Origin of the sequence: Minwuia sp. (assembly GCF_048007105.1) — a bacterium.
Lineage (GTDB): Bacteria > Pseudomonadota > Alphaproteobacteria > Minwuiales > Minwuiaceae > Minwuia.
This window is the reverse complement of record NZ_CP180352.1, coordinates 1,071,773-1,085,954: the sequence shown is the minus strand read 5'-3', so window position 1 is coordinate 1,085,954 and position 14,182 is coordinate 1,071,773. Positions and strand designations below refer to the sequence as shown.

The window sequence follows — 14,182 nt, the reverse complement described above, 5'->3', positions numbered from 1 at the left end:
AGCCTGAGAGGGGTTCCCGAACTGGTGCAGATCACAATGCGTCCGTCAGCACGTATTCCGCGCCTTTCTCGGCGATCATCAGGACGGGCGTGTTGGTGTTGCCGGAGGTGATGGTCGGCATCACCGAGGCGTCGATCACCCGCAGACCCTCCAGCCCGATGACGCGGAGCCGCTCGTCGGTCACGGCGTTCGGGTCGTCGAGGCGGCCCATCCTCGCCGTGCCGACGGGATGGAAGATGGTGGTGCCGATATCGCCCGCGGCCTTCGCCAGCGATTCCTGGTCGTCGCCAACATCGGGGCCGGGCAGGTATTCCTCCGGCCGGTATTTCGCCAGGGCCGGCTGGCCCATCAGCCGCCGCGTCACGCGGATGGCGTCGGCGGCGACGATGCGGTCGGCCTCGGTGTCGAGATAGTTCGGCCGGATCAGCGGCGCGTCCGACGGATCGGCGGAGCGCATGCGGATGGTGCCGCGCGAGGTCGGGCGCAGGTTGCAGGCGCTGACGGTGACCGCCGGGAAGCGGTGCAGCGGGTCGCCGAACTTGTCCAGCGACAGCGGCTGGATGTGGAACTGGATATTGGCGCGGTCGTGGTCCGGACCGGAACGGGTGAACATGCCGAGCTGCGAGGGCGCCATGGTCATCGGCCCCTTTCGGAAGAGCGCGTAGGAGAGTCCGATCCCCGCCTTGCCCAGCAGCGAGTGATAGGTCTCGTTCAGCGTCTTCACGCCGTGCACCTTGTAGATCGCGCGCTGCTGCAGATGGTCCTGCAGGTTGCGCCCGAGCCCGGGCATCTCGTGGACAACCTCGACACCCTCCTCCGACAGCCACTCGCCGGGGCCAACGCCCGAGCGCTGCAGGATCACCGGGGAGGCCACGGCCCCCGCGCTCAGGATCACCTCGCCCCGCGCCTTCGCCAGCAGGGCCTGGCCGCCCTTCAGGAACCGGACGCCGCTGGCCCGCTTGCCCTCGAAGGTCACCCGGTCGATCAGCGCCTCGGTCACGACCTTCAGGTTGGAGCGGTCCATGACCGGCTTCAGGAAGCCCCGCGCCGCCGACCAGCGCGTGCCCTTCCGCTGGTTCACATGGAAATAGCTGACGCCCTCATTGTCGCCGGTGTTGAAGTCGGCGACCTTCGGCACGCCCATCTCGGCCGCCGCGTCGCGGATGGCGTCCAGCACCTCCCAGCTGAGGCGCTGCTGCTCGACACGGTACTCGCCATCGTCGGCATGGTGTTCGTCCGGCCCGAGAAAATGCTGGTCGAGGCGGCGGTAGACCGGCTGCACATCCTCCCAGCCCCAGCCGTCCAGGCCCTGCTGGCGCCAGAGCCGGTAGTCCTCGGCCTGGCCGCGCATGGAGATCATGCCGTTGATCGCCGAGCAGCCGCCCAGCGTCTTGCCGCGCGGATAGATCAGCGCCCGGCCGTTCAGGCCCGGTTCCGCCTCGGTCCGGAACATCCAGTCGGCCTTCGGATTGCCGATGGCGAACAGATAGCCGACCGGAATGTGGAACCAGATCCAGCTGTCCTTCCGCCCGCCCTCCAGCAGCAGCACCCGCTTCTTCGGGTCCGCCGACAGCCGGTTGGCCAGCAGGCAGCCCGCCGTGCCCGCGCCGCAGATGATGTAGTCCCACTCGCCCTCGAACGGCGCCGCGTCGTCCCCGTGTTTCATGGCCGCGATTGTCCGGAGCCAGCCTGCAGAACGCAAGCCGCCTCCTCGTTGTCATGCCCGCTTCATGCGGGCATCCGGCCGGGCATCGGACCAGCGGCAAGGCCGCACCGGACCCCCGCATAAAGCGGGGGTGACAATTCGGGGGCGTCAATTACCCAATGTTCCATCGGGCAGGGCAGGGAGGATCGAGATGCAGCAGGCGACGGATTTCCGCGCGGAGTGCGATGCGCTGAAGGCGCTGATCGCGCCGCTGAAGGACGCGGATTTCGAGAAGGTTACGGCCTTCAAGGACTGGACCATCAACGACGTGATGGGCCACCTGCACATGTGGAACCGGGCCGCCGAGCGCGCGCTCAACGCCCCCGAGGAGTTCCAGGAGATGCTGGGCCGGCTGCTGGCCTTCCGCGAGAAGGGCGGCGACATGCCCACCTTCGAGCGGGAATGGCGGGGCGGCATTGCCGGCCGCGAGCTGGCCGACGCCTGGGCCGAGACCTACGCCGAGGTCGCGGACGTCTTCGCCGAGGCCGATCCGTCGAAGCGGGTGCCGTGGGGCGGACCGTCGATGAGCGCCCGGTCCTCGATCTCGGCGCGGCTGATGGAAACCTGGGCGCACGGGCAGGAAGTCTATGACGTTCTGGGCGTCGTGCGGCAGAACGCCGACCGCATCCGCAACATCGTCGTCCTGGGCGTCAACACCTTCGGCTGGACCTATGCCTGCCGCGAGGAAACGCCGCCCGGTCCGATGCCCTTCGTCAAGCTGACCGCGCCGTCGGGCGAAATCTGGACCTATGGCGAGGAATTGCCGGGCGAACGGATCGAGGGGCTGGCAGAGGAGTTCTGCCAGGTCGTGACGCAGGTGCGGAACATCGCCGACACGTCGCTGCAGGTCACCGGACCGGTCGCCACCGACTGGATGTCGAAGGCGCAGTGCTTCGCCGGCGCCGCCTCCCCGCCGCCCGCGCCGGGCACGCGGAGGACCGCGAAGGCGGCCTGATTTTCAGACGACTTACGGGCTTGGCAATAGGTTGACGGCAGAGTTCCCTCCCCCTTGAGGGAGGAGGGTCAGGGTGGGGGTGAATCGGCGAAGCCGAAAGGCCTGCGGCCTTACCCCCCATCGACCGCTTCGCGGCCACTTCCCCCTCAAGAGGGGAAGGAAAGGTACCGTGACGCGCTGAGGTCTACAGGTCCGGCAGCACCCGGTCGGGCGGGGTGTGGCCGTCGACGAAGGTCTTGATGTTGATCAGCACCTTCTCGCCCATGTCCACGCGGCCTTCGATGGTGGCCGAGCCCATGTGCGGCAGCAGCACGACATTGTCGAGCTCGACCAGCTTCGGGTTCACCGCCGGCTCGTGTTCGAACACGTCCAGGCCCGCGCCCGCGATGTCGCCGGCGCGCAGCATCCGGGTCAGCGCGTTCTCGTCGATCACCTCGCCGCGCGAGGTGTTGACGACATAGGTCTGCGGCTGCAGCAGCTTCAGGCGCCGCGCCGACAGCAGGTGATAGGTCGCAGGCGTGTGCGGGCAGTTGACCGAGATGATGTCCATCCGCGCCAGCATCTGGTCGAGGCTCTCCCAGTAGGTCGCCTCCAGTTCCTTTTCGACGCTCTCATGCACGCGGCGGCGGTTGTGATAATGGATCGACAGGCCGAAGGCCTTGGCGCGGCGGGCGACGGCGGTGCCGATCCGGCCCATGCCGATGATTCCCAGGCGCTTGCCCCAGATGCGGTGGCCCAGCATGTGGGTCGGCGACCAGCCCTGCCAGTCGCCCTCGCGCAGCTTGCGCTCGCCTTCGGTCAGCCGCCGCGGCACGGCCAGCAGCAGCGCCATGGTCATGTCGGCGGTGTCCTCGGTCAGCACACCCGGCGTGTTGCAGACGGTGATGCCGCGCTGACGGGCCGCGGCGAGGTCGATGTGGTCGACGCCGGTGCCGAAGCTGGCGATCAGCCGCAGGTCCGGATTGGCCTGGCTGAGAATGCCGGCGTCGATGCGGTCGGTCACCGTCGGCACCAGCACGTCGGCCACCTTGACCGCTTCCATCAGGTCCGCCTTCGACATCGGCTTGTCGTCGAGATTGAGCCGCGTGTCGAACAACTCCATCATCCGCGTCTCGATCGCGTCCGGCAGCTTGCGCGTGACGATCACCAGCGGTTTCTTCTGCGAACTCATCGGCGGACCCGCCCCCTCGCATGTGTGGATTTCCAGCAGGCGTGAGTAGCAGCGCCCTCCGTGGTTGTCCAGCAAGCTCAAGGTGCCGCAGGCGCTGCGATTGACGCTTTGCGCAAAGGGTGCTTCTGACTATGCTCCGCCGCCGCCTGGGGACGATGAGGGAATGAGGGCCGGAATGCCGGAAGACACCACGGCAAGCCTCGACAAGCTGCGCGAAGAGATCGACCGCATCGACGGCGAGCTGCACCGCCTGTTGCGGGAGCGTGCGGCCGTGGTCAAGCGCATCGGACTGGCCAAGCGCACCGCCGGAGGCTCCAATGCCGCCTTCGTCCGGCCGGGCCGCGAGGCCGGCCTGATGCGCGGACTGCTGGAGCGCCATGACGGCGCCCTGCCCGCGGCGACGGTCGCGCGCATCTGGCGCGAGATCATGTCGGCCGCCTGCTTCATGCAGCAGCCGCTGCGCGTGGCGCTCTACGCGCCGGAGCGGTCGATCTCGCACTGGGATCTGGTGCGCAACCATTTCGGCGTGCTGACGCCGATCCGTCTCTGCGGCAGCCCGCAGCGGGTGCTGCAGGAAGCCGGCGAGGGCAATGGCGCTATCGGCGTGCTGCCCTGGCCCGAGCATGACGAGGCGCAGCCCTGGTGGCCGAATCTGGCCGCCGAGGACAGCGAGACCATGAACATCGTCGGCGTGCTGCCCTTCTACGAGAGCGCGACCGGCCGCTTCGAGAGCCGGCGCATGATGGTGGTGGCCACCTATCCGCCCGAGGCCTCGGGCGACGACACCAGCTATCTGATCGCCCGCACCGACCCCGAACTGTCCCGCACCCGCCTAAGCGGCATCCTGAAGGAGGCCGATCTGGCCGGCGGCGTCATGGTGGCGCGCCAGACCGAGGGCTACATGCACCTGCTGCTCGAGGTCCAGGGCTTCGTCGGACGCGACGACGAGAGGCTGCGCCGCGTCGAGGCGGCGTCGGGCGGAACGATCAGTTCCGTCCTCGCGGTCGGCGCCGCGCCGCGCCCGGTCGGCGTGCTGGACGGCGATTGAGGAGAACTCCATGACCACGCCCACCCCGCAGCCCGGCCTGATGGACATCACCCCCTACAAGGGCGGTGAATCGGAAATCGAGGGCCTGGCGAATGTCCGCAAGCTGTCGGCCAACGAGACCCCGCTGGGTCCGAGCCGGCGCGCCATCGAGGCGCTGCGCGATGTCGCCACGCGGATCTCCGAGTATCCGGACGGCGGCGCGGTGAAGCTGAGGAAGGCGCTGGGCGCGCATTACGGTCTCGATCCCGACCGGCTGATCTGCTCCAACGGTTCGGACGAGCTGATCAGCCTGCTGGTCTCTGCCTATGCCGGTCCGGGCGACGAGGTCCTGTTCAGCCGGCACGGCTTCCTGATGTACCCGATCGCGGCGAAGGCCAATGGCGCGACGCCGGTGATGGCGCCGGAGACCGACCTGACCGCCAGTGTCGACGCGCTGCTGGACAAGGTGACCGAGCGGACCCGCATCTGCTTCCTGGCCAATCCGAACAACCCGACCGGCACCTATCTGCCGCGCGGCGAGGTCGAGCGCCTGCGCGAGGGCCTGCGGGACGACATCCTGCTGGTGATCGACGCCGCCTATGCCGAATATGTCAGCCGCAACGACTATGACGCCGGCGTCGAGCTGGCCGGCCGCACCGACAACACGATGATGCTGCGGACCTTCTCGAAGATCTTCGGCCTGGCCGGGCTGCGGGTCGGCTGGGGCTATGCGCCGGCAGAGGTGATCGGCGTGCTCCACCGCGCGCGGGGGCCGTTCAACGTCAATCTGGCCGCGCAGGCCGCCGCCATCGCGGCGCTGTCGGACACCGCCCATATCGACGCGGCGCGGACCCACAACGACATCTGGCTGCCAAGGCTGATCGAGGCGCTGCGCGGCATGGGCCTGGAGGTCACCTCCTCCATCGGCAATTTCGCGCTGGCCCGGTTCCCCGGCGGCGAGGCGCAGGCGCAGGCGGCCGACGCCTTCCTGAAGAAGCGTGGCATCATCGTCCGACCCGTGGCCGGCTACGGCCTGCCGGACTGCCTGCGCATCACGGTGGGGACCGAGGATGACAACCTGGCGGTGATCGGGTCTCTGAAAGAGTTCCTGTCGAGCTGATGTCCGACTTCGTACCTTTCCGGAGGCTGTGCCTGATCGGCATCGGCCTGATCGCCTCTTCCATTGCCCATGCGGCCCGCGAGAACGGGCTGGCGGAGACCATCGTCTGCGCCACGCCGGACCCGGCGCACCGCAAGACGGCGCTGGAACTCAGTCTGGTCGAGGAAGCCTTCGCCTCCAACGCCGAGGCGGTGCGCGGCGCCGATCTGGTGATCCTCTGCACCCCGCCGGGCGCGATGGGCGGCATTGCCCACGAGATCGCCGGCGAGCTGGCCGAAGGCACCATCGTCTCCGACGTCGGCTCGGTGAAGGAGAAGATCGTCGAGGCGGTCGGCCCCGTTCTCCCCGCGCATGCCCGTTTCGTGCCCGCCCACCCGATCGCCGGCACCGAGAATTCCGGCCCGGCCGCCGGTTTCGCCAGCCTGTTCCGGAACCGCTGGACCATCATCACGCCCAACGGCCACGCCGATGCGGACTCCGTCGCGCGGGTCCGGAGCTTCTGGGAAGGCATGGGCGCGCTGGTCGAGGAGATGGACGCGAAGCACCACGACCAGGTGCTGGCCATCACCAGCCACATCCCGCACCTGATCGCCTACAACATCGTCGGCACCGCGGACGATCTGGAGGCCGTGACCAAGTCGGAGGTGATCAAGTTCTCCGCCGCCGGCTTCCGCGACTTCACCCGTATCGCCGCCTCCGATCCGACCATGTGGCGCGACGTCTTCCTGAACAACCGGGAAGCCGTGCTGGAGATGCTCGGCCGCTTCAGCGAGGACCTGACGGCGCTGCAGCGCGCGATCCGATGGGGCGACGGGGAGACGTTGTTCAACCTGTTCACCCGCACCCGCGAGATCCGCCGCGCCATCATCGATGCCGGCCAGGAGACGGACGCACCGAACTTCGGCCAGCGACGTGCCGCCGGAGGAAAAATAGGGCCCTTCCGTATTCGCCGGCAGCGGATAGCCGGACTCACCGAACGGGCTCAGACATTTGCCGCCTCTAGTGTGCCTTTCGTTTGACCTCTTCCGGATTGAAGGGGAGGACAAACATGAGATCTCCCACTTCGCGGGCCGTAATGATCTTTCCAGCGCCGTCAATGATGTCCGCTCTTGCGAACAGAAGATCGGATCCATTGAATCTTTTGATGATTATGCCGAATTCTCGGGCAAAATCGATCACATCCGGCGGGTCATGATAGTATATGGGCTTTGCATCCATGTAATAGCAGTTGAAATCATCCCCGCCATTGCCGATCAACTGCCCTGATGTCTTTGCCAAGGCAACGGGTAGAGTGGTGCCTGGATGGCGATCGATATAGGTTCTCAGCATGCGCGCATAACGGACGGTCTCTTGCCTACCGACGCATACCGGTATGAATTGCATCTCGGCCAGACCCTGGCTGATCTCATACGAGCCGGCGGCCGCCAGATTCGGCCAGCAGACTACAAGGGCGAAAATCACCTTGCAGAAACCACTCATGCTGGATCTTGGAAGGCTCATCCGGACTGCATCAGTCTTCATTCTGAGGTTGCCTTCGTATTCCGATACATCGAGCAATGTCGGCCCTTGATCCGGGCCCGGAGCTCCGGTGAAGGATTATTGCGGCTTTGAAAGGCAATTCGAAGCCGGTATTGCCAACAAGCCGGACTCCGGCCGGGCAGCACGCGGCGCAGGTCATGCGCAGGGCCCGGAAGGTCAAACCGGATGAGGGAGGGGACTTTCAATGAAGCAGTTCGATTTCACCGGCAGGCGGGTGCTGATCACCGGCGGCACCAACGGCATGGGCAACGCCATGGCCCGCGCCTTCCGTGAGCTCGGCGCGGCGGTCACCGTGACGGGCACGAAGCCGCGCGAGGCCTATGACACCGACCTGCACGGGCTCGACGTCCGGCAGTTCGACGCCGGCGATCCGGACCAGGTCGACCGACTGATCGGCTCGATCGACGCGCTGGACGTGCTGATCAACAACGGGGCCATGGTGCTCTATCGCGGTCAGGAGTTCGAGATGGAGGGCTTCCGGCGGGTGATGGAAGTCAACATCAACGCGGTGATGCAGCTCTGCACCGGCTTCCGGCCGAAGCTGGCCAAGCGCCGCGGCGCCATCGTCAACGTCGCCTCGCTGGCCGCCTTCGGCGCGGTGCGCGGCAACCCGGCCTACGGCGCTTCCAAGGCCGCCGTCGTCAACCTGACCAAGACACTGGCCGTCGCCTTCGCCAAGGACCAGATCCGCGTCAACGGTCTCGCGCCCGGCTATGTGAAGACCAACATCACCGAGGTCAGCCACACGAACGAGCAGATCTCCGACGCCATCGTGCAGAAGACGCCGATGCGCCGCTGGGGCGAACCGGAGGACATGGTCGGCCCGGTGCTGTTCCTCGCCTCCAACGACATCGCCGGCTTCGTCACCGGCCAGACGCTGGCTGCCGACGGCGGCTATTCGCTGCAGATCTGAGGCGGAAAGGCACCGCAAACCACTGACGTCATGCCGGCCCCCGAGCCGGCATCCGGTCGATCGTCAGTCTTGCGGCGAAGCCGCTCCGGACCCCGGCTCAAGGCCGGGGTGACGGCGGAGGATGGGCCGACCTAGGCCCTGTCGAACTGGCGCAGGAACTCAACGTCCAGCGGCAGTTTCTCGCCCAGCCAGAGCGGGAAGGTCTCGTGGTCGGGCACGTCCTCGCCGGTGCGGGGATGGATCAGGATGGTCAGGTCGCGCCGGTTCAGCATCAGCCAGGGCACGAATTCCGGAAACTCCTCCACCCCGAAGGCGACCTGGTACATCGGCAGGGGATGCGGGCCGACCGGCTGGTCCCGCCAGCGCCCCAGCTCGACCTCGAAGACGGCGGACAGCTGGCTGCGCAGCACCGCGGCCTCTGCCTTCTCGGCGTCGTTCCGGTAATAGATGTGGGCGTGGTAGCCCTCGATGTCGCTGGCCGGGCGCGGGTTCGGATGGTCGGTCATGGCGTTCTCCTTCCCGCCAGAATTGGCGTGTTCGCGGCCGCAGCGCAACTGACCGCGGTTCAACAGTGTGTTGACCGGTCGCCGGTACGGGGTGACACTTCCCGCCACGGAAACGAAAAGATTTCCGCAACAGGGAGGTAGAATATGATTTCGCTCAAACGAGCGGTCGCGGGGATGGTCGCGACCGCCGCACTGGCTACCGGTCTGTCAGCTCCGTCGGCGTCCGGCGCCAAGGAACTGACCGTCGCCATCGAAACGGATCTGCGCGGCTTCGACGCCATCAAGTCGCGCGTCCTCGGCATCGCCGCCAGCACGGTGATGAATGCGACGAACGACCGTCTGATCCAGCGTGACGCCGACGAGAACATCGAACCGCAGCTGGCCACCGAGTGGACCGCCTCGGCCGATGGCAAGACCTACACCTTCACGCTGCGCCAGGGCGTGAAGTTCCACAATGGCGACGACTTCACCGCGCGCGACGTGGTCGAGCACTGGTCGCGCCTGCTGGATCCGGCCAACAAGTATTTCGGCCGCCTGTTCTTCAGCCCGATCGAGAAGGTCGTGGCCGACGGCGACCACACGGTGAGCTTCCAGCTGAAGCACCCCTGGCTGCCGATGGAACGGCTGCATGCAGGCGTGAATTTCGGCACCTACGTGCCGTCCAGCCGGGCCGTGGCCGAGGACACCATGAACCGCGAACCGGTGGGCACCGGCGCCTACATGCTGACCGAATGGCGCTCGGGCGACCGGGTGATCGTGGACAAGAACCCGAACTACTGGGACGCCGACAAGGTCTCGATCGACCGCGTGGTCTTCCGCATCATTCCCGATCAGGCGACCCGCTATGCGGCGCTGCTGTCGGGCGATGTCGACGTGATCTGGACCGACCGTGGCGACACCATCGAGAAGGCGATGGAGGACGGCAAGCTGACGGTGCACAGCCGCGTCGGCCAGGGCGCCATCATCAACTTCATGAACACGGCCAAGCCGCCCTTCGACAATGTCGACGCGCGCCGCGCCGTGCAGCACGCCTGGAACCAGGCCACCTATCTGAAGGTCTCGTTCAAGGACACCGTGCCGGCGGTCGAACATCCGCTGGGCGCATCCTCGACCTGCGACGCTGGCTACCGCGGCCCGGACAACGCCATGGCGAAGGAATTCGCCGCCAAGGCCGAAGCCGCCACGGGGTCGCCGATCGCCTACGAGATGATCCACACCTCGACCCAGCGCGGCCGCGAGTCCGGCGAGATCATGCAGCAGCTCAACCGCCGCGCCGGCATCACGGTGAACCTGCAGCCGGTCGACCAGCTGCAGCTGCGCCAGAAGGTGTTCACCAACAACTACAACATGTCCGGCTGGCGCATCGCCGACGCGCAGGACGTGGGACCGCAGCTGTTCGCGCTGCTGCATTCCAAGAGCCCGTACAACCTGACCAAGTACAACAACCCGAAGATGGACGAGTTGCTGGTCAAGATGCGGACGGCGGGCACCGAGGAATCCCGCGCCGAGGCCATGTGCAACGTGGTGCGGCTGATGAACGACGAGGTGCCGATCCAGTACCGCGGCGGCCGCAAGCACTACACCATCACCCAGAAGGGCATCAGCGGGATGCGCCCGCTCTATCAGGGCGTACCCGACGTACGCTACCTGACGATCAACTGACGGACATGACAGTCCGCCAGAGAGGGGCGCGGCGTCTTCGGACGCCGCGCCTTTTTCGTTGGGGCCCGGAGAAACCGGCCCCGCTCACAGGGAGAAGGAAGATGAAGACCCGGAAACACCTTGTTGCAGGCGTCGCTGCGGCGCTTGCACTTGCCGGCGCCGCCATACCGGCGGCGGCGGACGACAAGACGCTGGTGGTTGCGCTGGAAACCGACCTGCGCGGCTTCGAGGCTCTGAAGGCCAACGTTCTGGGCATCTCCGCCAGTGCGGTGATGGCCGCGACGACCGAGCGCCTTGCCGAATGGGACGGCAAGGGCGGCGCTGTCCCGCAACTGGCCACGTCGTGGGAGATCGCGCCGGACGGCACCTCGATCACCTATCAGCTGCGACAGGGCGTGAAGTTCCACAATGGCGACGACTTCACCGCCCGTGACGTTGCCGAGCACTGGAACCGCCTGATGGATCCGGCCAACAAGTATTTCGGCCGGCTGTTCTACGGACCGGTGAAGAACGTCGTCGCCGACGGGGACCACACGGTCACCTTCCAGCTCGCGCATCCCTGGGTGCCGGCGGAAACCATGCACGGCTCCTACAGCTTCGGCAGCTTCGTGCCCTCCAGCCGGAACGTGAACGAGGAGAAGCAGATGCGGCACCCGGTCGGCACCGGGCCGTTCAAGTTCTCCGAGTGGCGATCGGGCGACCGCCTCATCGTCGACCGCAATCCGGACTACTGGGATGCCGACAGGGTCAAACTGGACCGCGTTGTCTTCCGCGTCATTCCCGATCAGGCGACCCGCTTCGCGGCGCTGCAGTCGGGCGAGGTCGACATGATCTGGACCGACCGCGGCGACACCATCCTGAAGGCCGAGAAGGACGACCGTCTGGTGGTCAACTCGCGCGTCGGCGCCGGCACGATCATGGGCTTCCTGAACAACGCCAAGCCGCCCTTCGACGATGTCGATGCGCGCCGCGCCTTCCAGCACGCCTGGGACCAGAAGGCCTATCTGAAGGTCTCCTACAAGGACACCGTCCCGGCGATCGAGCATCCGCTCGGTCCCGATGTCCAGTGCGACGCTGGCTACCGCGACCATGACACGGCGAAGGCCAAGGAACTCGCCGCCGCCTACGAGGCCAAGCATGGCAAGCCGCTCGACTTCGAGGTCATCCACACCTCGACCCAGCGCGGCCGCGAGTATGGCGAGATCACGCAGCAGCTGATGCGCCGCGCCGGCATGACCGCCAGCCTGACGCCGGTGGATCAGCTCCAGCTGCGCCAGCGGGTCTTCACCAACAACTACAACGTCTCCGGCTGGCGCATCGCCGATACCGGCGATGTCGGCCCGCAGCTCTTCGCGCTGCTGCATTCGAAGAGCCCCTACAACCTGGCCAAATACGTCAATCCCGCGATGGACGAGCTGGTCGTGAAGATGCGCGTCGCCCCCACCCAGGATGCACGGAACGCGGCCATGTGCGATGTCATCCGGCTGATGAACGACGAGGTGCCGATCTTCTACACCGGCGGCCGCAAGCATTACGTCATCACCAGCAAGTCGGTGAAGGGCCAACTGGACCTGTTCCAGGGCGTGCCGGACGTCCGTTACCTGTGGAAGGAAACCGCCGGCTGACGGCGTGAACGTCGGGGGCGGGCCGGCGTCAGTGCTGCGCCAGCCTGCCCCTGATCTTCCTCAGCACCCATCCGATCACGGGCAGGCGCTCGTACATCTGGCTGGCCGCGTCCCAGTAGTCGATATGCTCGCGCACACGCCCGTCATCGGCGAAGCGGATGACGCTGCAGCCCTCGACCACCCAGAGGTCCCGCCCGAGCTGCTTCACATGACCCGACATGGTCCAGCGCACGAAACCGGAATCCGGGCCGATCATCCCGGCCTCGTCGATCACCAGCCGGTAGTCGCGCATCTTGGTGAACATGCCGCGGAAGATTTCCGTAAGGGTCGGCAGGCCCCGGAAATCGCTGAACGGATCGGCGAAGTGCACGTCCTCGGTATAGATCTCCCCGATCCGCGCCAGATCCGTCTCCGCCAGCCCCTCGAAATAGCCGGTGAAGCGGTCAAGCCTCCCGTCCGCGGGTGACGTAGCGAGCGAGGGGGAAGTAGAGACCATAGGGAAGCATCCTTCCGAGTTTCATCAGCCACACGAAGGTGCGCGGGAAGACGACCTCGAACTTGCCCGAAAGCACGCCGTCGACCATCTCGCGCGCGGCCTTGTCGACCGGCATCAGCATCGGCATGGGGAATTCGTTCTTCTGCGTCAGCGGCGTGTCGATGAAGCCCGGATTGACCACGCCGACCGTCACGCCCAGTGGCTTCAGCTCGGTCCTGAGCGATTCGGCCAGGTTGATCAGCCCGGCCTTGGTCATGCCGTAGGCGCCGGCCCGCGGCAGGCCGCAATATCCGGAGACCGAGGCGACGAGATAGATGCGGCCGCGCTTGCGGGCGATCATCCGCGGGATCAGATGCTCCAGCGGCCAGGCGGCGCCCATGACATTGGCTTCGAACTGCTTCCGCACCGTCTCGGCGCTGAAATCCCGGCCCATCATCGGGTAGTAGGTCCCCGCATTGAGCACAGCGGTCGTGATGTCGCCGAGTTGCGTCTCGATCTCCGAGATCACCTCGGCCATGCGCTTCGGATCGGTGACGTCGCCCGGAAAGGCGGTGACGTCGCCCAGATGTCCGGCCGCCTCCGCTTCCAGCGACTTCAGGTTCTCCTCGTTGCGCGCCGTCGCGGCGACGCGCCAGCCGCGCTTCGCGAATTCCAGCGCGGCCTGCCGTCCGAGGCCCTGGCTCGCGCCGGTGATCCAGACCAGCCCGCTCATTGCGCACCCGCCCTGCCGCATTCGATGCAGCGGTATTCGACCCGGCCCCCGCGGCTGTCGGTGAAGGCCAGCTTCACCCAGCGGCCCTTGTCGTCGTACCAGACGCTGGTGTCGCGCAGGTCGCCGGAATAGCTGTAGCGGACCGCCCGGACAGGTCCGAGGTTGGTATTCACCGTTTCGGTGCCGGCCGGCGCGATGCGCACTTCCGCCAGTTCGCCGGTCAGCGTGTTGACGACGACATTCTCGCTCACCACGGCCGGGTTCCAGTGATTGGTCGGGAAGATGACGCCATCGCGGCTGACCGTGCCCTTCGGCCCCGAGACCACCGTCGCGCCATTGGCCATTTCCGCACGGACCTCGCTCGGCGTTCCATCGTCGTCGATCCTGGAGACCAGCCGCTCGGGCCTGCCGTCGCGCCAGACCGAATCGGAATCGTAGGAGAACCGGTAGACCGTCAGACCGAGCATCTTCACCGCGACGTCGAAATTCACATCCACCGCCACGCTCTCGCCGTCACGGCGGAAGCGGACCTCGTGCGTGCCGATGCGGCTGTCGTCACGGTAGACCTCGAAGCTCATGCGGTCGCCATAGGCGGCGAGCGGGTCGAACGCGGTCGTCGCTCCGGCGCCCGCCGGCAGGGCCGCGAGAAACAGGCTGGCAAGCACGGCAGATGGCGTCTTCATGGGCAGACGTGTCGTCCTGGTTCGGGATCGAAAGTATCGTGTCATTGGCTACGCCCTCTTTGCGGGGG

The 14,182-nt window shown here is 66.6% G+C and carries 14 protein-coding genes; 7 read left to right on the top strand and 7 right to left on the bottom strand.

All coding sequences use genetic code 11. The features are described from left to right. Positions 1-31: 31 nt before the first annotated feature. Complete coding sequence (locus tag ACMVY4_RS05110; RefSeq protein WP_416899107.1) at positions 32-1,666, bottom strand: GMC family oxidoreductase; 1,635 nt, start codon at positions 1,664-1,666, stop codon at positions 32-34. A 190-nt stretch (positions 1,667-1,856) separates the two neighbouring features. On the opposite strand from ACMVY4_RS05110, the gene ACMVY4_RS05105 reads away from it, so the two are divergent. Further along, entirely contained in the window at positions 1,857-2,660 is an 804-nt protein-coding gene (locus ACMVY4_RS05105; protein WP_416899106.1) for a TIGR03084 family metal-binding protein, read from the top strand. A 184-nt stretch (positions 2,661-2,844) separates the two neighbouring features. Here ACMVY4_RS05105 and ACMVY4_RS05100 read toward each other — a convergent pair whose 3' ends face one another. Beyond that, the gene (locus ACMVY4_RS05100; protein ID WP_416899105.1) at positions 2,845-3,831 is read right to left on the bottom strand and encodes a 2-hydroxyacid dehydrogenase; all 987 of its coding nucleotides are present in this window, start codon (positions 3,829-3,831) and stop codon (positions 2,845-2,847) included. Positions 3,832-4,006: 175 nt separating this feature from the next. Here ACMVY4_RS05100 and pheA point away from each other — a divergent pair, with 175 nt between their 5' ends. Genes pheA through ACMVY4_RS05085 form a run of 3 tightly spaced genes read left to right on the top strand, consistent with a single transcriptional unit; the run spans position 4,007 to position 6,997 of the window. Beyond that, positions 4,007-4,879: a chorismate mutase gene (gene pheA / locus ACMVY4_RS05095; RefSeq protein ID WP_416899104.1), complete on the top strand. Its 873-nt coding sequence runs from the start codon at positions 4,007-4,009 to the stop codon at positions 4,877-4,879. Between the two features lie 10 nt (positions 4,880-4,889). Then, entirely contained in the window at positions 4,890-5,978 is a 1,089-nt protein-coding gene (hisC, locus tag ACMVY4_RS05090) for a histidinol-phosphate transaminase (RefSeq protein ID WP_416899103.1), read from the top strand. Beyond that, positions 5,978-6,997 (top strand): prephenate/arogenate dehydrogenase family protein, encoded by a 1,020-nt coding sequence (locus ACMVY4_RS05085; protein WP_416899102.1) that lies wholly within the window; start codon positions 5,978-5,980, stop codon positions 6,995-6,997. The genes hisC and ACMVY4_RS05085 overlap by 1 nt, the downstream gene beginning before the upstream one ends. Here the strand turns inward: ACMVY4_RS05085 and ACMVY4_RS05080 are convergent. Then, positions 6,978-7,499, bottom strand: coding sequence for a hypothetical protein (locus tag ACMVY4_RS05080; protein ID WP_416899101.1), 522 nt, complete (start codon positions 7,497-7,499; stop codon positions 6,978-6,980). The genes ACMVY4_RS05085 and ACMVY4_RS05080 overlap by 20 nt on opposite strands. 202 nt (positions 7,500-7,701) lie before the next feature. Here ACMVY4_RS05080 and ACMVY4_RS05075 point away from each other — a divergent pair, with 202 nt between their 5' ends. Beyond that, positions 7,702-8,430 carry an SDR family NAD(P)-dependent oxidoreductase gene (locus ACMVY4_RS05075; protein WP_416899100.1) on the top strand — a complete coding sequence of 243 codons (729 nt, stop codon included), beginning with the start codon at positions 7,702-7,704 and terminating at the stop codon, positions 8,428-8,430. Positions 8,431-8,561: 131 nt separating this feature from the next. On the opposite strand, the gene ACMVY4_RS05070 is transcribed toward ACMVY4_RS05075, so the two are convergent. Beyond that, entirely contained in the window at positions 8,562-8,936 is a 375-nt protein-coding gene (locus ACMVY4_RS05070) for a DOPA 4,5-dioxygenase family protein (RefSeq protein ID WP_416899099.1), read from the bottom strand. Between the two features lie 144 nt (positions 8,937-9,080). On the opposite strand from ACMVY4_RS05070, the gene ACMVY4_RS05065 reads away from it, so the two are divergent. Both ACMVY4_RS05065 and ACMVY4_RS05060 read left to right on the top strand, forming a co-directional pair. Beyond that, a complete protein-coding gene (locus ACMVY4_RS05065) occupies positions 9,081-10,598 on the top strand; it encodes an ABC transporter substrate-binding protein (protein WP_416899098.1) in 1,518 nt (505 codons plus the stop codon). A 101-nt stretch (positions 10,599-10,699) separates the two neighbouring features. Continuing rightward, positions 10,700-12,223, top strand: a complete 1,524-nt coding sequence (locus tag ACMVY4_RS05060) for an ABC transporter substrate-binding protein (protein ID WP_416899097.1) — start codon at positions 10,700-10,702, stop codon at positions 12,221-12,223. Between the two features lie 28 nt (positions 12,224-12,251). On the opposite strand, the gene ACMVY4_RS05055 is transcribed toward ACMVY4_RS05060, so the two are convergent. From ACMVY4_RS05055 to ACMVY4_RS05045, 3 genes are read right to left on the bottom strand one after another with little or no spacing between them, the layout of a single operon-like run. Then, positions 12,252-12,719, bottom strand: a complete 468-nt coding sequence (locus ACMVY4_RS05055; protein ID WP_416899096.1) for a nuclear transport factor 2 family protein — start codon at positions 12,717-12,719, stop codon at positions 12,252-12,254. Then, positions 12,667-13,431 (bottom strand): SDR family NAD(P)-dependent oxidoreductase, encoded by a 765-nt coding sequence (locus tag ACMVY4_RS05050; protein WP_416899095.1) that lies wholly within the window; start codon positions 13,429-13,431, stop codon positions 12,667-12,669. The genes ACMVY4_RS05055 and ACMVY4_RS05050 overlap by 53 nt, the downstream gene beginning before the upstream one ends. Then, positions 13,428-14,114: a DUF6134 family protein gene (locus ACMVY4_RS05045; RefSeq protein WP_416899094.1), complete on the bottom strand. Its 687-nt coding sequence runs from the start codon at positions 14,112-14,114 to the stop codon at positions 13,428-13,430. The genes ACMVY4_RS05050 and ACMVY4_RS05045 overlap by 4 nt, the downstream gene beginning before the upstream one ends. Positions 14,115-14,182 lie beyond the last annotated feature (68 nt).